Consider the following 18411-nt stretch of genomic DNA (forward strand, 5'->3'; position numbering starts at 1 on the left):
CCGCTTCAGCCCACCTGGGCCGGCACGTTCCAGCGCCGCGTCACGTCGCCGCGCGTGTTGACGCTTTCCAGGTTGACCGCGAAGCCCCACAGCCGGCCCACGTGCTTGAGCACCTCCTGGGCGCTGTCGTGCAGCGGGCGGTTGAGGTGCTGCACGTGGCGCAGCGTGAGCGAGCGGTCGCCGCGCAGGTTGACGTTCCAGACCTGGATGTTGGGCTCGCGGGTGGAGAGGTCGTACTGGCGGGACAGGGCCTGGCGCAGGTGGCGGTAGCCACCTTCGTCGTGGATGGCCGAAATCTCGTACTCGCTCTTGGTCTCGTCGTCGAGGATGGAGAAGAGGCGGAAATCGCGCATCACCTTGGGCGAGAGGTACTGGCCGATGAAGCTCTCGTCCTTGAAGTTGCGCATCGCATGGTCGAGCGTGGGCAGCCAGTCGCTGCCGGCGATGTCGGGGAACCAATCGCGGTCCTCGGCGGTCGGGGCCTCGCAGATGCGCTTGATGTCGGTGTACATCGCGAAGCCCAGCGCGTAGGGGTTGAGGTTGGAGCCGGGGTGCTGGTAGACGACGTTGGTGTGCGACTTCAGCCACTCGATCATCATGCCGTCGGAGAGATACCCGTCGTCGTACATCTGGTTGAGCAGGCGGTGGTGCCAGAAGGTGGCCCAGCCCTCGTTCATCACCTGGGTCTGGCGCTGAGGGTAGAAGTACTGGGCGATCTTGCGCACGATGCGCACGATCTCGCGCTGCCAGGGCTCCAGCAGCGGCGCGTTCTTCTCGATGAAGTACAGCAGGTTCTCCTGCGGCTCGTCGGGGAAGCGGCGGCTCTCGGCGGCCTCGTCGGGCCGGTCGGGCTTGCGCGGCAGCGTGCGCCAGAGGTCGTTGATCTGCATCTGCGCGTGATGCTCGCGGTCCTTCTGGCGCGCGCGCTCCTCGGCCAGCGACAGCTTGGCGGGCCGGCGGTAACGGTCCACGCCGTGGTTCATCAGCGCATGGCAGCTGTCGAGCAGGGCCTCGACGGCGTCCAGGCCATAACGCTCCTCGCAGTCGGCGACGTAGTTCTTGGCGTAGACGAGGTAGTCGATGATGGAGGACGCGTCCGTCCACATGCGGAACAGGTAGTTGCCCTTGAAGAAGCTGTTGTGCCCATAGCAGGCGTGGGCGATCACCAGGGCCTGCATGGCCAGGGTGTTCTCCTCCATCAGGTAGGCGATGCAGGGGTCGGAGTTGATGACGATCTCGTAGGCCAGGCCCATCTGGCCGCGCTTGTAGCTGCGCTCGGTGGCGATGAATTCCTTGCCGTAGCTCCAGTGGCGGTAGTTCACCGGCATGCCCACGCTGGCGTAGGCGTCCATCATCTGCTCGGCGGTGATGACCTCGAGCTGGTTGGCGTAGGTGTCCAAGCCGAAGCGCTCGGCCGTCTGCCGGATGACGGCGTGGTATTCCTCGATCAGCTCGAAGGTCCAGTCATTGGGCGAGGGCAGGGGCTGGCTGGGTCGCTGGGCCAGGGGCTTCATGCGCTGCAGCGGCAGGCGCTGGCGGCGGTCGGGCGTGCCCGCCGGCGGCGTGGCGGGATGGTCGTGGTGGCGGCGGTCTTCGCGTGTGCTCATGCTGGGGCCCCCTCCTTCTTGAACAGCTCGCGGAAGACCGGGTAGATCTGCGAGGCCTCCACCGCCTTGCGCATGGCGAAGTGGGGCACGTCGTCGGCGAGCTTCTGGTATTCCTCCCAGAGGTTCTGCTCGGGTTCGGCCACCTGCACGTAGGCGAAGTAGCGGCACAGGGGCAGGATCTTGTCGGCCAGCAGCTCGCGGCAGCGGCCGCTGTCGTGGTGCCAGTTGTCGCCGTCGCTGGCCTGGGCGCCGTAGATGTTCCACTCGGTCGGCGAGTAACGCTCCTTGATGATCTGCTCCATCAGGACGAGGGCGCTGGACACGACGGTGCCGCCGGTCTCGGTGGCGTGGAAGAAGTTCTGCTCGTCCACCTCCTGCGCCTGGGTGTGGTGGCGGATGAAGACGACGTCGATCTTCTCGTAGTGCCGCGTGAGGAAGAGGTAGAGCAGGATGAAGAAGCGCTTGGCCAGGTCCTTGCGCGCCTCGTCCATGGAGCCGGAGACGTCCATCAGGCAGAACATCACGGCCCGCGTCGTCGGCACCGGGATGCGCACGCGGGCGCGGAAGCGCAGGTCGATGGGATCGAGGAAGGGGATGGCCGCGAGACGCTCGCGCAGGTGCTGGATGCGCTCGCGGGTCTCCAGCAGCAGCCGCGGCGTTTCCGGGCGGTCTTCCTTCAGCAGCTCCTGCTCGCGGGCCTCGAGCTCGTGCAGCTCGCGGCGCTTGTCCATGCCCAGGGCGATGCGACGGCCCAAAGCGCCGCGCATGGAGCGCACGACGTGCAGGTTGGTGGGCGTGCCGTCGGACATGAAGCCGGCGCGCTGGCTTTTCCACTCCGGCGTGTCGGCCAGCGTCGTGCGGGCGAGGTTGGGCAGGGCCAGGTCGTCGAAGAAGACCTGCATGAACTCTTCCTTGGTGAGGTGGAAGACGAAGTCGTCCTCGCCCTCGCCCTGGTCGCTCGCCTGGCCACCGCCGCTGCCGCCACCGCCCTGCCCGCCCTTGGGCTTGGCGATGCGGTCGCCCTTGACGTACTCCTGGTTGCCCGGCCGCACGACTTCGCGGATGCCGCCGTCGCCATGGCCGAAGACGGGCTCGTTGAGGTCCTTCTTGGGGATGTGCACGTCCTCGCCGCGCTCCATGTCGCGGATGCCGCGGCCGTCCACGGCGCGCTTCACGGCCTCGCGGATCTGCTCCTTGTGCCGGCGCAGGAAGCGCTCGCGGTTGCCGATGGACTTGTTCTTGCCCGACAGCCGTCTATCGATGATTTGCTGGAGGGACATGAATGGCGTCGCTCAAGAAATGCAACCACTGAGGCACAGAGGCACAGAGAAAACTGAAAGAAGCATTTGCATTTCCTCCGTGTCTCTGTGCCTCTGTGGTTGCCTTTTGACTCAGGAACTCTTGCGCACCCGCAGGTACCACTCGCACAACAGCCGCACCTGCTTGGCCGTGTAGCCCTTGTCCACCATGCGCTGCACGAAGTTCTCGTGCTTCTTGGCGTCCTCGGCGCTGGCCTTGGCGTTGAAGCTGATGACGGGCAGCAGCTCCTCGGTGTTGGAGAACATCTTCTTCTCGATGACGGTGCGCAGCTTCTCGTAGCTGGTCCACAGCGGGTTCTTGCCCGCGTTGTTGGCGCGCGCGCGCAGCACGAAGTTGACGATCTCGTTGCGGAAGTCCTTGGGGTTGGAGATGCCCGCCGGCTTCTCGATCTTCTCCAGCTCGGCATTCAGCGCCGCGCGGTCGAAGACCTCGCCGGTGTCGGTGTCGCGGTACTCCTGGTCCTGGATCCAGTAGTCGGCATAGGTCACGTAGCGGTCGAAGATGTTCTGGCCGTACTCGGAATAACTTTCCAGGTAGGCGGTCTGGATCTCCTTGCCGATGAACTCGGCATAGCGCGGCGACAGCTGCTCCTTGATGAAGCCGACGTACTTCTCCTCCAGCTCCTTGGGAAACTGCTCGCGCTCGATCTGCTGCTCCAGCACGTACATCAGGTGCACGGGGTTGGCGGCGACCTCGGTGCTGTCGAAGTTGAAGACCTTGGACAGGATCTTGTAGGCGAAGCGCGTGCTGATGCCGCTCATGCCCTCGTCGACGCCGGCGTAGTCGCGGTACTCCTGGTAGCTCTTGGCGCGCGGGTCGGTGTCCTTGAGGTTCTCGCCGTCGTAGATCTGCATCTTGCTGAAGAGCGACGAGTTCTCGGGCTCCTTCAGGCGCGTGAGCACGGCGAACTGGCTCATCATCTTCAGCGTGCCCGGCGCGCACTTGGCCTCGGCCAGCGACGAGCTGCGGATGAGCTTCTCGTAGATCTTGATCTCCTCGCTGACGCGCAGGCAGTAGGGCACCTTGACGATGTAGACGCGGTCGAGGAAGGCCTCGTTGTTCTTGTTGTTGCGGAAGGTCTTCCACTCGCTCTCGTTGCTGTGCGCCAGCACGATGCCGTCGAAGGGGATGGCCCCGAAGCCCTCGGTGCCCTTGTAGTTGCCTTCCTGCGTGGCCGTCAGCAGCGGGTGCAGCACCTTGATGGGCGCCTTGAACATCTCGACGAACTCCAGCAGGCCCTGGTTGGCCAGGCACAGGCCGCCGCTGTAGCTGTAGGCGTCGGGGTCGTCCTGGGCATAGGTTTCGAGCTTGCGGATGTCGACCTTGCCGACCAGGCTGGAGATGTCCTGGTTGTTCTCGTCGCCCGGCTCGGTCTTGGCCACGCCCAGCTGCTTGAGCACGCTCGGGTAGCGCTTGACGACCTTGAACTTGCGGATGTCGCCGCCGAACTCGTCCAGCCGCTTGACGGCCCAGGGCGAGAGGATGCGGTTGAGGTAGCGGCGCGGGATGCCGTAGTCGCGCTCGAGCAGCGGACCGTCCTCGGTGGGGTCGAACAGGCCGAGGGGCGACTCGTTCACCGGCGAGCCGGCGATGGCGTAGAAGGGCACGTGCTCCATCAGCTGCTTGAGCCGCTCGGCGATGGAGCTCTTGCCGCCGCCCACGGGGCCGAGCAGGTAGAGGATCTGCTTCTTCTCTTCCAGGCCTTGAGCGGCATGGCGGAAGTAGCTGACGACCTGTTCGATCGCCTCCTCGAGCCCGTAGAACTCGGCGAAGGCCGGATAGATCTTGATGGTCTTGTTGGCGAAGATGCGTGACAGCCGCGGGTCGTTGCGGGTGTCGAGCATCTGTGGCTCGCCGATGGCCTGGAGCATGCGCTCGGCAGCCGTGGCGTAGGCCAGGGGGTTTCTCTTGCATTCGGCGAGGTAGTCCTCCAGGGAGAGCTCCTCGACCTTGGTGCGCTCGTAGCGCGCTGCGAAATGGCTGATGACGTCCATGCCGATCTCCTGCGGTTTGAACTCCACAGGGCACAGGCACGATCCGTGCCCGAGCTGGCTGGGGGGTTCTGATCGCGCCTCAACTGCAAGGCGTCATCAGAACTCTCCACTCGTCATGCCCGGCAGCTTGTCGCTGCGGGCCGCTCCTCGATCTCAAGAATAAGCCGCCACACGCCCACCAACAAACCAGCTCGGCTTTGCGTTGACAGGGTTTGTCGACAGGGTGCCGGTCCAGCATACGCCCGCCGCCCAGGCAAGACCCGGCACTTTTCGGGCAAACCACACGAACGCGGGGGCCTTGTCGACCGCCGCTGCCGCATGAGCGCCGACGTAGTGTTGGACGCCTCGGCGGCGCGGCTTGTCGGACGCCGCCGCATTGCGTCGGCGCGCGGCCTCAGCTGCCGCGCAGCTTGTCCAGCAGGCCCGAGAGCGCGTCCAGCGAATCGAAGTGGATGGCGAGCTCGCCGCTCTGGCCGCCGCGCTTGCCACGTTTCTTCACACGCACCTCGACGGTGGCGCCGAGGGCGTCGGCGAGTTCCTCCTCGAGGCGCAGCACGTCGCGGCTCTTGTCGCCCTTGACGCGCAGCAGCGGCGCCTGGCGCGCGGCGCCCTGGGCCTTGGCGACGAGCTTCTCGGCCTCGCGCACGCTGAGCTTCCTGGCCGCGATCTCGTTCGCGGTGGTGATCTGGGCGGCGCCGTCCAGCGGCAGCAGGGCGCGGGCGTGGCCCATGTCGAGGTCGCCGGCCATGAGCATGTTCTGCACGGGCGCGGCGAGGTTCAGCAGGCGCAGCAGGTTGCTCGCCGCGCTGCGCGAGCGGCCGACGGCCTGGGCCGCCTGCTCATGGGTCAGGCCGAACTCGTCGGTCAGGCGCTTGAGGCCTTGCGCTTCTTCCAGCGGATTGAGGTCCTCGCGCTGGATGTTCTCGATCAGGGCCATGGCCGCGGCCGACTCGTCGGGCACGGCCTTGACCAGCACCGGCACCTCGCGCAGCCCCGCCAGCTTCGCCGCACGATAGCGGCGTTCGCCGGCGATGATCTCGTAGGCCGCGCCGCCCTCGGGAGCGATGGGGCGAACAAGGATCGGCTGCATGATGCCTTGGGCCTTGATGCTCTCGGCCAGCTCGTACAGCGAGCCCTCGTCCATGCGCGTGCGCGGCTGGTACTTGCCGGCCTGCATCTGCTCGAGCTTCAGCGTGCTGGGCGTGCCGTCGCGCTCGGCCGCGGGGGCGTCGCTGACCTTGGGTCCGAGCAGGGCTTCGAGGCCGAGGCCGAGGCCTTTGGGTTTCTTGGTTGCCATGGCGTGGAATTGTCCTTCAGGCCCCGGCCAGGCCCTTGACGAGCTCGCGCCCCTCGGGCCAGTCGCCCAGGCCGGACTCGGCATTGAGGTGGCCGCGCGGGCCCGCCATGACGACGCTGCTGCCCCAGTCCTGGGCCATCTGCAGGCTGCGCTCGGCGGCGCCGTAAGGGTCGTCGCTGCTGATGACGGCCACGCTCGGGAAGGGCAGGCGGCCGCGGCGGATCGGGCGCCAGCCGTGCAGCTGCGGCGGCATGTCCTCGCGCTCGGTGTCGGGCGGCGCGACGAGCAGGGCACCCTTCACGCGGCCGGTGTGCTGCGAATGCGCCGCCCAGGCCGCCACCAGCTGGCAGCCGAGCGAATGCGCCGCCAGCACGGCGGGGGCGTCGTCCTGCAGCAGCACCTCGTCCAGCCGTGCCATCCAGTCGCCGCGTTTGGGCCAGTGCCAGTCGTGCTGCCGCACCCGCTCGTCGCCGTGCAGCCGCTCCCAGCGGCTTTGCCAATGCTCCGGCCCCGAGTCTTGCCAGCCGGGAAGAAGCAGTACGCGTGTTGGATTCATGGTTTGCCCTTATCCTGACGGGCCGATTTTCAGTGAGTGGAGCGACGGCGATGACGTACACCGTGTTTGTGGATGGCCAGGAAGGCACGACCGGCCTGCGGATTCACGAGTACCTCGCGGCGCGCGGCGACATCGAGGTGCTGAAGATCGACCCCGACAAGCGCAAGGACCCGGCCGAGCGCTCGCGCCTGCTCAACGCGGCGGACGTGGCCTTCCTGTGCCTGCCGGACGCCGCCTCGCGCGAGGCGGCCTTCATGGTCAACAACCCCAACACCTGCCTGATCGACGCGAGCACGGCCCACCGCACGGCGCCGGGCTGGGTCTTCGGCCTGCCGGAACTGGCGCGCGGCCAGCGCGGCGCCATCCAGGCCAGCAAGCGCATCGCCAACCCGGGCTGCCACGCCAGCGCCTTCATCCTCGCCGTTCGGCCGCTGGTGGACGCCGGACTGCTGCCGCACGATGCCGCCGTCAGCGCCACCTCCATCACCGGCTACTCGGGCGGCGGCAAGAGCATGATCGCCGAGTACCAGCAGCAGCCCCTGCCGGCCCACCTGGGCGCACCCCGGCCCTACGGCCTCGGCCTCAAGCACAAGCACCTGCCGGAGATGATGGCCCACACCGGCCTCACGTCGCCGCCGGTCTTCATGCCCATCGTCAGCAACTTCTACAAGGGCCTGGCGGTGAGCGTGCCGCTGCAGCTGCGCCAGCTCAAGCCTGGCACCACGCCCGAGGCGGTGCATGCGGCCCTGGCGGCCCACTACGAGGGCGAGCGCTTCATCCGCGTGATGCCGCTGCGCGACGCCGCCACGCTGGAGTCGGGATTCTTCGACGTGCAGGCCTGCAACGACACCAACCGCGTGGACCTCTTCGTCTTCGCCAGCCCCGACGACAAGGACGGCCAGGTGCTGCTGATGAGCCGCCTGGACAACCTCGGCAAGGGCGCCAGCGGCGCGGCCGTGCAGGCGATGAACGTGCATCTGGGCGTGGACGAGGCCCTGGGGCTCGCCTGACCCCAAACTTGACGTTGCGTGAGAACGCAGCGTCGCCATACTCCGGGCGTTAGTACGGAGGATGGCCTTGGGGAAGAACGGATCTCGGCCCGAGCATGAGCTGCTGCTGGAGGCGGTGCGCATTGCCTGCCCCGGCGACGCCCTGGGCATGCCGCTGGCCAGCGTGGACCTGCGCTCGCGCCAGAGCATGGCCCAGCAGGCGCTGCGCTGGACTTATGTGCTGCGCTCGCGCCAGCGCTGGGTGCGCGACGCCAAGGTGCGCGAGCAGCACCAGGCCGATGCACGCGACACGCTGAAGCTGCTGGGCCTGTCGGCCGCCCAGCTGCAGGCCCTCGGCGAGGCGTCGACGCTGGTCGTGCGCGTGCCTTACCAGCACGAGGCCCTGTGCTGGGAGGGGCGCATCTTCCCGTGGGAGTACGTGCTGGCCGCCGCCACGCGCGAGCAGCGCCGGGCCGCCGCCGAGGGCCCGCTGCCGATGACGGTCATCCGCGAGCTGCAGGTGCAGCACGAGGTGGAAGGGCGCTGGCAGCCGCAGCCCCGCGAGGCCGTCGTCTTGCCGCCGTGGCCGCAACTGCGCGTGCTCTTCGTCAATGCGCTGCCGACGGAACTCGGCGAGCGCTGGACGGTCGAGGCCGAGCTGCGGAACCTCGCGGCGGCCCTGCCGCCCGAGGTGCCGGCGCCGCGGGTACTGAACTACCCGAGCCTGGAGGAGCTGACGGCCGAGTTGCGCGCCAGGCCGCCCCACCTGCTGCACTTCGCCGGCATGGACAGCCACCAGGGCCTGCGCGAGCTGGGCACGCTGCTGGGCAAGGCGGCCCTCGTCGAGGCACCCGAGTCCGAGCAGGCCGGCGCCGCGTCGCGGGTGCAGCTCATCGACGAGCTGCTCGCCGATTCGCGCCGGCTGCTCGACGGGCTGCTGCTGCGCGGCGCGTCCGGCCGCCCGCGCCTCGTGTCGGCCCAGGCCCTGGCCTGCGCCGTGGCCGCTGCCGTGGGCGATGCGCCGGCCTACCTCACGACCCTCAACGTCTGGAACAGTGCGGCGCGCCTGGCCCCCATGCTGATCGCCGAGGGCGCGACGCGGGCGGCCCTGGGCTTCCAGGACGCCTTCGACGATTCGCTGGCCGAATACGCCCTCGTGCAGCTGCTGCGCCAGCTATTCGCCACCGGCTTCGACCTGCCGGCCGCCTTCTCGAGCGTCTGGGAGGAGGTGCGCGCCCTGCCGGAGTCGGTGGATGCCACCGGCGTGACCTTGTGGCTGGACGGGCCGGTCTTCGTCGACCCGGCCACGCGTGCGGCCCACGCGGCGCGTGGCCACGAGCTGGCGCGCGCGGCGGCCGAGCCGGCGGCGCCCGCGCCGGCACCGGCCTCGGGCGAGGTGCGCTGCGCCATCGAGCCCTTCCCCGAGCTGAACTACGCCGTGCTGCACAACGCGCAGCCGCTGTTCCGCCGCTTCGTGCTGAGCTGCGAGGCGCCCGAACGGGCCGATCCGGTGGACGTCGAGGTCGCCGTGCACCTCGGCGACGAGGAGGCGCGCTTCGAGCGGCGTGTGGTGATGGCGCACGAGCGCGAGAACCTCACCCGGGACATCCACGTGCCGCTGACGGCCGACGTCGCCCGCAGCGTGCACGAGGCCATCAACACCAGCCTGCAGGTGCGGGTGCGCCAGGGCGGGCGGCTGCTCTACCACGACAGCCACCGGCTGCGCCTGCTGCCGGTGGACCAGTGGCGCGACAACCGCCGCGACGGCCAGTGGCTGCCGTCCTTCGTGCTGCCGCGGGACCCGGCCGTCGTGCGCGCCGTGTCGCAGTCACAGCGCTACAACCGCGTGCTGCGCGACGACCCGACGGCCGGCTTCGAGGGCTACCAGTGCGTGCCCGACGCCGCCCTGGCCGTCGACGGCCGCATCGACGAGGAGCTGCTGCGCGGCGTGGACCGCCAGGTCGAGTCCATCTGGGCCACGCTGCTGCACGACTGGCAGCTCGGCTACATCAACCCGCCGCCCAGCTACAGCCGCCAGCTCGATTCCCAGCGCCTGCGCATGCCGTCGACGGTGCTGGCCGAGCGCGCCGGCACCTGCATCGACCTGGCCCTGCTCTTCGCCGCCTGCCTGGAGCTGGTGGACATCTATCCCGTCGTCTTCCTGCTCGAGGGCCACGCCTTGCCGGGCTGGTGGAGGCACCCGTCCTTCCGCGAGGCCTACATGCAGATGACGGGCAACTACAGCGGCGCGGTGCGCGCCGACGCGAGCGGCAGCTCCGCCGCCAACGCCCAGACGGTGCCCTGGCACGCCGGCCGCGCGAGCTGGGACGAGGTGCGCCAGCTCATCGCAGAGCGCAAGCTGGTGCCCATCGAGACGGTGCGCCTGACCGAGCATTGCGGCTTCGTCGAGGCCATCGAATCCGGCATCGAGGCGCTCGGCGACCGCGCCGACTACGACTCCATGCTGGACATCATCACCGCCCGGCAGCGCCAGATCACGCCGCTGCCCCTGCTGCAGGACCTGCGCGACGTGGGAGGCGTGGCATGAACGCCGCCAGCCAGCTGCTGTGGGCCGGGGTGGGCGAGCAGCTCGACGTGCCGGCGCCCGAAGGCGAGGCCGGGCGCGCGCCCATCCAGCAGCGCCGCCGCCGCGGTTTCGACCCCAAGGCCGCCGACGGCCGCGCCGCCGTGCGCCTGCTGCGCGACGACGGCCTGCTGCGCTGGGTCTACGAGCCGCCGACGCGCCAGCTCGGCAGCCAGGGCCGGCGCAGCTGGCGGGCCTTCGGCCCGCAGTCGCGCGAGACGGTGCAGCGCATCGCCTTCCCCGAGCTGGGCGAGAACGCCGTGACGGCGGGGCTCGTCAGGCTCGACGTCCGCCTCAACCCCGTGCTCGGCACGCTGGACACGCCGGCCGGCGGCCTGCGCCGCTGGGACGGCCGGGCCTGGGCGCCGCTGCCCGCCGGCTTCCTCTCCGGGCTGCGGGGCCGTGTGCTGGTGCTGGTGCACGGCACCTTCAGCGCCAGCGCCATGTATGCCAAGGAGTTCGCCGCCACGGCCGACGGCGAGGCCCTGTTCGAGCGCCTGAACGACGCGAGCGGCGCCTATGCCGCCGTGCTGGCCTTCGACCACCCGACCCTGTCCGTGGCGCCCTGGCTGAACGCCCTGGCCCTGCGCGACGCGCTCGACGGCTGTGCGGCGGAGCTGGACTTCGTCGGCCACAGCCGCGGCGGCCTGGTCATCGCCTGGCTGCTGCGGCTGGCGCCGCGCCTGCGGGCGCGCCAGGCCTTGCTGGTGGGCTCGCCGCTGGGCGGCACCTCGCTGGCCGCGCCGGACAAGCTGCGCCAGGCCCTGGACACGCTGGCCAGCTTCGCCGACGCCGTGGCCGAGGCGGCCGCCCAGGCTGGCAAGATCGCGCCGCCGGGCCTGCAGCCGCTTGCCCTCGGCGTGGGCGGCCTGGCCTGCGTGCTCGGCAAGGTGCTGCAGCTCGGCGCGCACACACCGCTGGCCGATGCCGCCGTGGGCCTGGTGCCCGGGCTGCTCGCGCAGGGGCGGGTGCTCAACAACCTGGAGCTGGCCCAGCTGTGGCCCTTGTCCACCGCGACCGAGGTCCGCGCCATCGGCGGCAGCTTCGTGCCGGCCGAGGTGAACGAGCCGCTGTGGAAGTTCTGGAAGCACGTCACCCACGTCAAGGGGCAGGCGATGTACTACGGCGCCGACCTGGTCTTCGACCAGCCCAACGACCTCGTCGTCGACACCGCGGCTATGAACCACCTCGGCGACCTGGTGCTGGCCGCGCCGGCGTGGGAAGACCTCGGGCCCAGCGCCGAGACCCATCACTGCAGCTACTTCCAGGACCTGCGGGTGCTGAACTGGCTGGACCGGCGCCTGCGCTGATTCGAGGAGACCGCATGTTCGACCACGTCAAGTTCGGCGTCAGCGACTACGAGGCGAGCAAGGCCTTCTACCTGAAGGCCCTGGCGCCGCTGGGTGTCGTCGTGGGCGGAGAGGGCGAGCCCGGCTACGGCATCGAGCTCTGCGTGCCGGGGCAGGTGGCGTCGCTGTGCCTGTTCCAGACCGCCGAGAAGCCGGCCCACCTCCATCTGGCCTTCGTGGCGGCGACCCGCGCCCAGGTCGACGCCTTCCACGAGGCGGCGCTGGCGGCCGGCGCGCGGGACAATGGCGCGCCGGGCCTGCGCCCGAACTACCACCCCAACTACTACGCCGCCTTCGTCATCGGCCCGGACGGGCACAACATCGAGGCGGTCTGCCACGCCCCCGGGCCGTGAGCGCGGCAGCGCGGGCACCGCGTTTGCCGCGAACGGGCGAGCCCGGCTCCAGGAGGTCCCGATGAACCGCCCCGCACCTTATTCCAGCGACGAGCCGGCCCGCGCCGAGGTCGATGCCATGGCCGGCGACACGGTGCTGGAGTTCGGCGCCAACTGGTGCGGCATCTGCCAGGCCGCGCAGCCCGCGATCGGCGAAGCCCTGGCGGCGCATGCAGCCCGCTCGGCCCTGCGCCACCTGAAGATCGAGGATGGCCGCGGCCGTCCGCTCGGCCGCTCCTTCGGCATCAAGCTGTGGCCGACGCTGGTGATGCTCAAGGACGGGCGCGAGGTCGCGCGCGTGGTGCGGCCGGGCGGCGCGGACGAGATCGCGCAGGCGCTGTCGCGGCTCGCACCCTGACCGGAACCCACCATGAATTCCAAGACCTCCACGCCGTCGTCGGTCCTCGCCGTCGAGCCCCTGAGCTTCCCCTGGGAGACCCTCGACCCCTTCCTCTTCTGCGTCCATCACGACGACGCCTACCCGCCCGGCAACGGCCGCTACGGGCCGCCGGCGCCCTTGCTGGCGGGCCGCAACCTGGGCTCGGACTTCTCGCGCCAGGACGGCTGGAGCATGTACCACGGCCAGCAGGTGCCGGGCTTTCCGGCCCACCCGCACCGCGGCTTCGAGACGGTGACCATCGTGCGCCGCGGACGCATCGACCACGCCGACTCGCTGGGCGCCGGCGCGCGCTTCGGGGACGGCGACGTGCAGTGGCTGACGGCCGGCCAGGGCATCGTGCATGCGGAGATGTTCCCGCTGCTGCACACCGACCGGCCCAACCCGCTGGAGCTGTTCCAGATCTGGCTCAACCTGCCGGCCGAGGCCAAGATGGTCGCGCCCCATTTCACGATGTTCTGGGCCGAGGACATTCCGCTGCAGCGCTTCGTGGACGAGGCCGGCCATGCCACCGAGGTGGCCTGCATCGCCGGCCGCCTGCCGGGCTCAGCGGCCGAGCCCCTGCCGCCGCCGCCGGACTCCTGGGCCTCGCAGGCGCAGGCCGACGTGGCGATCTGGACCCTGCGGCTGGAGCCCGGCGCGCAGTGGGTGCTGCCACCGGCCGCGGGCGAGGGCACGCGGCGCAAGCTCTACTTTTTCGCCGGTGCGGAGCTGGCGGTCGACGGCCATGCGGTGCCCGCCGGCTCGGCCATCGAAGTCAGGGCGGGCTCGGCCGTCGCCCTGGCCAATGGCGATGCGGCGGCCGAGCTGCTGATGCTGCAGGGCCGCCCCATCGGCCAGCCGGTGGCGCAGTACGGGCCCTTCGTGATGAACACCGAGCAGGAGCTGCGGCAGGCCTTCGAGGACTACCGGCGCACCGGCTTCGGCGGCTGGCCCTGGAGCGACGAGGCGCCGGTGCACGGCGACGGCGATGGCCGCTTCGCCCGGCATGCCGACGGGCGCGTGGAGCGCCCGGCCACCCCGGCCGGGGAGTGAGCGAATGCCTTACTGAGCCACCAGCTCCACGCGCCGGTTCCTGGCCCGGCCCGCCTCATCGGCGTTGCCCGCCACCGGCGCCAGCGACGCCAGGCCGCGGGGCGCCAGGCGTTTGGCATCGACCTTGTAGGGCGCCGCGGTCAGCGCCGCGACGACGGCCTGGGCGCGTGCGAGGCTGAGTTTCTCGTTGGCCTCGAAGCTGCCGACGTTGTCGGTGTGGCCGACGACCCAGGCCTTGAGGGCGGGCTGGGCCTTGAGCAGCTCGGCCATGGCGTCGAGCTGGGCCTTGGACTCGGGCTTGAGTTCGGTCTTGCCGGTGTCGAAGAAGAGACCCGTGAGCGTGACGCGGCCCTCCGCCGCGAGGCCGGCCTGCAGGGCTGCGGGGTCGACCGTGACCTGGCCGGTGGCCATGGCCTTGGGTTCGACGATCTGGAGATAGGTCGCCACGAGGCCCGTCGTGGCATTGGCGGCCAGGGAGCTGTAGAGCAGCACGGTCGCTTCCTGGCCGGGCTTGCCCAGCGTCCCGACCAGCATGCGGCCCTGGTCGAAGGTCAGCGCCGAGGTCAGGCTGTAGCGGCTGCCGCTGGGCGTGTCGATGTCGCCCTTGGCCCAGGTGAAGCCTTTGGTGGGATCGAGCTGGCGGGTCCAGGCGAAGTAGAGGTCGCTGCAGTCGCGCTCGCAGGAGAAGCGCTTCTTGAAGCCGGCCTGGTTGAGGGCCTGCTCGTAGTTGCGCCAGACCTCCAGCGCCGACTTGCCGCGCGGCGCGATGTAGACCAGCCGCGTGACCTTGCCCTCCAGCTCGACGAGGTCCTTGAACTTGTACTTGTCGGCCTTCTGGAACTCGGGCGTGGCCGGCACGGCGGCGGCGTCCCAGTCGGAGACGCGCTGGCCTGCGAGCCAGGAGCCGGCGAAGCGCCGGATCATGGGATGGTCGGCAGCGCCGGGCACGTCGGCCGGCTGGGCCTGGGCGCCGAGGGCGGCGAGCAGCGCGAGCGCGGCGAAGGTGGTGTGGAGCGCCCTCACTGCAGCACCATCTCGACGCGGCGGTTCTTGGCGCGGCCGTCCTCGCTGGCGTTGGAGGCGACGGGCGAATAGTTCGCGCTGCCGTGGGCCTGCAGGCGGTTGGCGGCGATGCCGCGCTGCGTCAGCGCGGCGACCACGGCCTGGGCGCGGCCCTGGCTGAGCTTGAGGTTGGCGTCCAGGCTGCCGGCGTTGTCGGTGTGGCCGACGATGAAGACCTTGGCCGTCGGCTGGGCCTTAAGCACGGCGGCCATCTGGTCGAGCTGGGCCGCGCTCTCGGGCTTGAGCTCGGTCTTGCCGGTGTCGAACCGAACGCCGTCCAGCGCGATCTTGCCCTCGGCCTGCAGGCCCTGGCCGATGGCCTTGGCGTCCACGGTGACCTGGCCGCTGGGCATGGCCTTGGGCTCGACGATCTCGATGTAGCTGGCTGCGCGGTCGGTGTACTCGTTCTCGGCCTCGGCGGTGTAGACCATGACCTGCACCGGCGTGCCGCCGCGGTTGAGGGTGCCGGCCAGGATGCGCGCCTCGTCGGTGCCCAGGGCCATGGGCAGGCCCCAGCGCGCGCCCTTGAAGTTGTTGCCCTTGACGCCGACGAGAGCGCCCTTGGCCCAGTTCATGGTCTTGCCGCGGTCGCTGGTCTCGAGCGCGAAATAGGCGTCGGCACAGGGCTTGAGTTCGCAGCTGAAGCGCGGCTTGAAGCCGGCCGCCATCAACGCCTGCTGCTGGTTGCGGAAGATCTCCAGCGGCGTCTTGCCCAGCGGGCCGAGGTAGTACAGCCGCGTGACCTTGCCTTCGGCCTGCACGGGGTCGGCGAACTTGTGCGGGTCGGCCTTGGACATGCCGGCTGCGCCGGGCAATTCCGTCGTGGCCCAGTCCTGCTGGCCGTAGCCGACGAGCAGGCTGCCGGGGAAGCGGCTGATGAGGGGGTGGTCGGCGCTGCCGCGCACGTCGGCGGTGGGGGTGTCGTCGGCGGCCCGGGCGGCCGAGCCGGCCAGCGCCAGGGCACACAGGAGGGTCAGGGCTGGGATGCGCATTGTTGTCAGTCGGATCAGGAAGTTATTGAGCGGCCCCCCGGCCCTGGGGGCGTCGGTCGGGGCGGTGGCGCGGAGTGGCTTCATCGGGGGACGGCTGCGGAGGGAGTGGCGATGTTGCCGCAGTCAACGCGCGGGGCCGTCAGGCCGGTGGCCTGCAAACTGGGGACACGGCGCTGCCGTGCCGGACCGATTTGTGCCCAGTCGTAACGGCCGGCTGCAAGACCTGACGTCGGCCGGTCAGCGGTGGCGACGCGCCAGCTCGTAGCGCCATTCGATGCAGGGCTCGCCGCGGAATTCGGTCACGATGCGTTGGACGCAGCGGGCGCCGAGGCGCTCCAGCAGGCGGATGCAGGCCGTGTTACGGGCGTCGGTCTGCGCGTGGATGCGTTCGGCCGGCGTCTGCCCGAAGACCATGTCGATGGCGGCGAGGATCGCGGCGCTGGCGATGCCGCGGCCCTGGGCCCCACGCGCCAGGGTGAAGCCGAACTCGGCGTCTCGCCCGTCGGCGGCGAGGTTGATGCCGATGTCGCCGAGCAGGCGCCCGGTGGCTTCGTCGGCGATGCCGAGCTGGGTCCACTGGCCGGGCTGGAAGAGGGGGATGGCGGCCATCTCCTCCAGGAAGGCGAGGGCCTCGGCATCGGGCCGTGGCGTCCAGCCCTGCCAGCGCCCGACCTCGGGATCGTGGCGGTAGGCCTGGAAGTCGGCCAGGTCGGCGGCGGTCAGGCGCCTGAGCTTCACGTCAACTCGCGCTCGGGGCTGCGGTAGTGGTAGCGGTAGGCGAAGACGAAGCCCAGCCGTGCGTAGAGGCGCTGGGCGACGGCGTTGTCGCTGCCGACCTGCAGGTAGGCCTGGCGGGCGCCCTGGGCGTGGGCCGCGCTCAGCAGGGCGCGGCACAGCCGCTCGCCGTGGCCCTGGCGCGGGGCGGCGGAGACGATGTCGTAGAGGCCGACGAGGTCGCCGTCGACGACCATCTGGCCGCAGGCCAGCAGGCCGCCGTCCGGGCCGTCCAGCGCAAAGCCCTGGTAGCGCACGGGCGCGTGGGCGATGCGCTCGGCATGGGCGGCGATGGCGGTAGGGGACGAACCCCGCAATGCGCCGACGGTGGCGGCGTAGGCCGCGGCGTCCAGGAGGCGCAGGGTGGCCGGCGCGGGGTCGGGGCGCAGGCTCTCCATCACCATGACGTCGGCGGCGTCGAAGGCGCCCCAGCCCTTGGCCGCCAGGCGGGCATCGAGGTCGACGGGCTGGCTCCAGGGCGTCACGCGCACGGCCAGCGGCAGCCCGGCCGCGTCGTAGGCCTGCCGGCAGCGCGCCAGCAGCTCGTCCAGCGGCAGGCTGCCGGCGCGCAGGGCATTGATGCAGCGCGAGCGCTTGGCTTTGCCCGGCGAGAGGCGGATGAGCCAGCCGTCGATGTCGGCCTGCTGGGGCGGGGCGGAGGCGTCCAGCCCCGCCTGTTCGGCGCGCAGGGCGAGGGTGGGGTCAGGCATGGCTGGCCAAGATGGCGGGGGAGCGCCAGACGCAGCGCCACACCGGGTGCTGCTGGCCAGCGAGGGGCTCGCTCAGTTGCAGGTCGGTCACCTCGGCGCCGAGGCGTTCGTAGAAGGCGCGGGCGGCGGTGTTGGCGTCCAGCACCCAGAGGTAGAGGGAGCGGTCGGAGCCGCTGCGCTGCAGGCCTTGCGCCACGCCCTGCATCAGCCGCCGGCCGACGCCGCCACCCTTGAAGTCGGGCGCGACGTGCAGGGCGTCGACGTAGTCGCCCCAGACGGGGTCGTGGGCCGGCATGACGTAGGCGAAGCCGAGCAGCCGGCCGGCTTCACCCTCGGCCACCAGGCCCCAGTCGGCGCCGGCTGCGGAAGATTGCAGCCGGTCCCGCCAGGCCTGGCGCCGCTCGGTGTCGGCTTCCTGGTCGAGGTAGGCGTCGGTGAAGACGCCGCGGTAGGCGCTGCGCCAGCTGGCCGCGTGCAGGGCCGCGACGGCATCGGCGTCGGCGGCGGCCATGGGGCGTAGCAGGATCGGCGTCATCGCATCGTCTCGATGCGCCTGACCATCTCGCGGGCGAACTCGACGAAGGCCTGGGCGCCCTTGGACGCCGGGTCGAAGACGACGCCCGGCAGGCCGTAGCTGGGCGCCTCGGCCAGGCGCACGTTGCGCGGGATGACAGTGTCGAAGACCTTGTCGCCGAAGTGGGCCTTGAGCTGGTCGCTGACCTGCTGCTGCAGCGTGATGCGCGGATCGAACATGACGCGCAGCAGGCCGATGATCTGCAGGTCCGGGTTGAGATTGGCGTGGATCTGCTTGATGGTGTTGACCAGGTCGGTCAGGCCCTCCAGCGCGAAGTACTCGCACTGCATCGGCACGATGACGCCATGGGCGCTGCACAGGCCGTTGAGCGTCAGCATGGACAGCGACGGCGGGCAGTCGATGAGGATGAAGTCGTAGTCGGCCGACGCCGCGGCGAGGGCGCCCTTGAGGCGGGCCTCGCGCCGCTCCAACTCCACCAGCTCGACTTCGGCACCGGCCAGTTCGCGGTTGGCGCCGAGTACGTCATAGCCGGCTTTTTCGGCGTGCGACTTGGCTTCGGCGATGGTGGCCGACTCCAGCAGCACGTCGTAGACCGTGGTCTCCAGCTTGCGCTTGTCGATGCCGGAGCCCATCGTGGCGTTGCCCTGCGGGTCCAGGTCGACGACGAGGACGCGTTGGCCGATCTGCGCCAGACCGGCGGCGAGATTGACGGTGGTGGTGGTCTTGCCGACGCCGCCCTTCTGGTTGGCGATACAGAAAATCTTGGCCATCGATTATTCGTAGGGACAGCGGGGCGACGCGGGAGGATAAGGGACGCA

At 70.3% G+C, this 18411-nt stretch carries 17 protein-coding genes; 6 read left to right on the forward strand and 11 right to left on the reverse strand.

The features are described 5' to 3' along the window. Window positions 1-5: 5 nt before the first annotated feature. The 5 genes from LXT12_RS23265 to LXT12_RS23285 all read right to left on the reverse strand — a co-directional run bounded on the left by LXT12_RS23265 (window position 6) and on the right by LXT12_RS23285 (window position 6774). Window positions 6-1514 (reverse strand): SpoVR family protein, encoded by a 1509-nt coding sequence (locus LXT12_RS23265; RefSeq protein ID WP_233394772.1) that lies wholly within the window; start codon window positions 1512-1514, stop codon window positions 6-8. An 89-nt stretch (window positions 1515-1603) separates the two neighbouring features. Then, entirely contained in the window at window positions 1604-2887 is a 1284-nt protein-coding gene (locus tag LXT12_RS23270; protein WP_233394692.1) for a YeaH/YhbH family protein, read from the reverse strand. A gap of 111 nt (window positions 2888-2998) precedes the next feature. Continuing rightward, window positions 2999-4921, reverse strand: coding sequence for a PrkA family serine protein kinase (locus LXT12_RS23275; RefSeq protein ID WP_233394693.1), 1923 nt, complete (start codon window positions 4919-4921; stop codon window positions 2999-3001). A gap of 394 nt (window positions 4922-5315) precedes the next feature. Then, the gene (locus tag LXT12_RS23280) at window positions 5316-6218 is read right to left on the reverse strand and encodes a ParB/RepB/Spo0J family partition protein (RefSeq protein WP_233394694.1); all 903 of its coding nucleotides are present in this window, start codon (window positions 6216-6218) and stop codon (window positions 5316-5318) included. 16 nt (window positions 6219-6234) lie between these two features. Next, window positions 6235-6774 carry an RBBP9/YdeN family alpha/beta hydrolase gene (locus LXT12_RS23285; protein ID WP_233394695.1) on the reverse strand — a complete coding sequence of 180 codons (540 nt, stop codon included), beginning with the start codon at window positions 6772-6774 and terminating at the stop codon, window positions 6235-6237. Between the two features lie 50 nt (window positions 6775-6824). Between LXT12_RS23285 and argC the strand changes: the two genes are divergently transcribed. The 6 genes from argC to LXT12_RS23315 all read left to right on the forward strand — a co-directional run bounded on the left by argC (window position 6825) and on the right by LXT12_RS23315 (window position 13520). Continuing rightward, a complete protein-coding gene (gene argC, locus LXT12_RS23290) occupies window positions 6825-7784 on the forward strand; it encodes an N-acetyl-gamma-glutamyl-phosphate reductase (protein WP_233394696.1) in 960 nt (319 codons plus the stop codon). 67 nt (window positions 7785-7851) lie between these two features. After that, window positions 7852-10311, forward strand: coding sequence for a hypothetical protein (locus tag LXT12_RS23295; protein WP_233394697.1), 2460 nt, complete (start codon window positions 7852-7854; stop codon window positions 10309-10311). Then, window positions 10308-11657, forward strand: a complete 1350-nt coding sequence (locus LXT12_RS23300) for an esterase/lipase family protein (RefSeq protein ID WP_233394698.1) — start codon at window positions 10308-10310, stop codon at window positions 11655-11657. The genes LXT12_RS23295 and LXT12_RS23300 overlap by 4 nt, the downstream gene beginning before the upstream one ends. A gap of 14 nt (window positions 11658-11671) precedes the next feature. Continuing rightward, window positions 11672-12049 carry a VOC family protein gene (locus LXT12_RS23305; protein ID WP_233394699.1) on the forward strand — a complete coding sequence of 126 codons (378 nt, stop codon included), beginning with the start codon at window positions 11672-11674 and terminating at the stop codon, window positions 12047-12049. A gap of 61 nt (window positions 12050-12110) precedes the next feature. Beyond that, window positions 12111-12446 (forward strand): thioredoxin family protein, encoded by a 336-nt coding sequence (locus LXT12_RS23310; protein WP_233394700.1) that lies wholly within the window; start codon window positions 12111-12113, stop codon window positions 12444-12446. A 12-nt stretch (window positions 12447-12458) separates the two neighbouring features. Further along, entirely contained in the window at window positions 12459-13520 is a 1062-nt protein-coding gene (locus LXT12_RS23315; RefSeq protein WP_233394701.1) for a pirin family protein, read from the forward strand. Between the two features lie 9 nt (window positions 13521-13529). Here the strand turns inward: LXT12_RS23315 and LXT12_RS27075 are convergent, their stop codons facing one another. From LXT12_RS27075 to LXT12_RS23345, 6 genes are all read right to left on the reverse strand, one after another. Beyond that, window positions 13530-14543, reverse strand: a complete 1014-nt coding sequence (locus tag LXT12_RS27075) for an OmpA family protein (protein WP_233394702.1) — start codon at window positions 14541-14543, stop codon at window positions 13530-13532. Next, complete coding sequence (locus LXT12_RS23325; RefSeq protein WP_233394703.1) at window positions 14540-15574, reverse strand: OmpA family protein; 1035 nt, start codon at window positions 15572-15574, stop codon at window positions 14540-14542. The genes LXT12_RS27075 and LXT12_RS23325 overlap by 4 nt, the downstream gene beginning before the upstream one ends. Window positions 15575-15811: 237 nt before the next feature. Further along, window positions 15812-16312 carry a GNAT family N-acetyltransferase gene (locus LXT12_RS23330; protein ID WP_233394704.1) on the reverse strand — a complete coding sequence of 167 codons (501 nt, stop codon included), beginning with the start codon at window positions 16310-16312 and terminating at the stop codon, window positions 15812-15814. Continuing rightward, entirely contained in the window at window positions 16309-17058 is a 750-nt protein-coding gene (locus tag LXT12_RS23335; protein ID WP_233394705.1) for a GNAT family N-acetyltransferase, read from the reverse strand. The genes LXT12_RS23330 and LXT12_RS23335 overlap by 4 nt, the downstream gene beginning before the upstream one ends. Beyond that, window positions 17051-17593 carry a GNAT family N-acetyltransferase gene (locus tag LXT12_RS23340; RefSeq protein WP_233394706.1) on the reverse strand — a complete coding sequence of 181 codons (543 nt, stop codon included), beginning with the start codon at window positions 17591-17593 and terminating at the stop codon, window positions 17051-17053. Before LXT12_RS23340 ends, LXT12_RS23335 begins: the two co-directional genes overlap by 8 nt. Further along, window positions 17590-18363, reverse strand: a complete 774-nt coding sequence (locus tag LXT12_RS23345; protein WP_233394707.1) for a ParA family protein — start codon at window positions 18361-18363, stop codon at window positions 17590-17592. Before LXT12_RS23345 ends, LXT12_RS23340 begins: the two co-directional genes overlap by 4 nt. Between the last annotated feature and the right edge of the window lie 48 nt (window positions 18364-18411).

The sequence above is a fragment of the Pelomonas caseinilytica genome, from assembly GCF_021353235.1.
GTDB classification, from domain to species: Bacteria; Pseudomonadota; Gammaproteobacteria; order Burkholderiales; family Burkholderiaceae_C; genus Pelomonas; species Pelomonas caseinilytica.

What these genes read in the sequence shown, in the direction of transcription:
- LXT12_RS23275 (WP_233394693.1), bottom strand. Translation starts at nt 4,921, where the DNA reads ATGGACGTCATCAGCCATTTCGCAGCGCGCTACGAGCGCACCAAGGTC.
- LXT12_RS23345 (WP_233394707.1), bottom strand. Translation starts at nt 18,363, where the DNA reads ATGGCCAAGATTTTCTGTATCGCCAACCAGAAGGGCGGCGTCGGCAAG.
- LXT12_RS23305 (WP_233394699.1), top strand. Translation starts at nt 11,672, where the DNA reads ATGTTCGACCACGTCAAGTTCGGCGTCAGCGACTACGAGGCGAGCAAG.
- LXT12_RS23270 (WP_233394692.1), bottom strand. Translation starts at nt 2,887, where the DNA reads ATGTCCCTCCAGCAAATCATCGATAGACGGCTGTCGGGCAAGAACAAG.
- LXT12_RS23285 (WP_233394695.1), bottom strand. Translation starts at nt 6,774, where the DNA reads ATGAATCCAACACGCGTACTGCTTCTTCCCGGCTGGCAAGACTCGGGG.
- LXT12_RS23265 (WP_233394772.1), bottom strand. Translation starts at nt 1,514, where the DNA reads ATGAAGCCCCTGGCCCAGCGACCCAGCCAGCCCCTGCCCTCGCCCAAT.
- LXT12_RS23315 (WP_233394701.1), top strand. Translation starts at nt 12,459, where the DNA reads ATGAATTCCAAGACCTCCACGCCGTCGTCGGTCCTCGCCGTCGAGCCC.
- LXT12_RS23310 (WP_233394700.1), top strand. Translation starts at nt 12,111, where the DNA reads ATGAACCGCCCCGCACCTTATTCCAGCGACGAGCCGGCCCGCGCCGAG.
- LXT12_RS23300 (WP_233394698.1), top strand. Translation starts at nt 10,308, where the DNA reads ATGAACGCCGCCAGCCAGCTGCTGTGGGCCGGGGTGGGCGAGCAGCTC.
- argC (WP_233394696.1), top strand. Translation starts at nt 6,825, where the DNA reads ATGACGTACACCGTGTTTGTGGATGGCCAGGAAGGCACGACCGGCCTG.
- LXT12_RS23335 (WP_233394705.1), bottom strand. Translation starts at nt 17,058, where the DNA reads ATGCCTGACCCCACCCTCGCCCTGCGCGCCGAACAGGCGGGGCTGGAC.
- LXT12_RS23325 (WP_233394703.1), bottom strand. Translation starts at nt 15,574, where the DNA reads ATGCGCATCCCAGCCCTGACCCTCCTGTGTGCCCTGGCGCTGGCCGGC.
- LXT12_RS23340 (WP_233394706.1), bottom strand. Translation starts at nt 17,593, where the DNA reads ATGACGCCGATCCTGCTACGCCCCATGGCCGCCGCCGACGCCGATGCC.
- LXT12_RS23280 (WP_233394694.1), bottom strand. Translation starts at nt 6,218, where the DNA reads ATGGCAACCAAGAAACCCAAAGGCCTCGGCCTCGGCCTCGAAGCCCTG.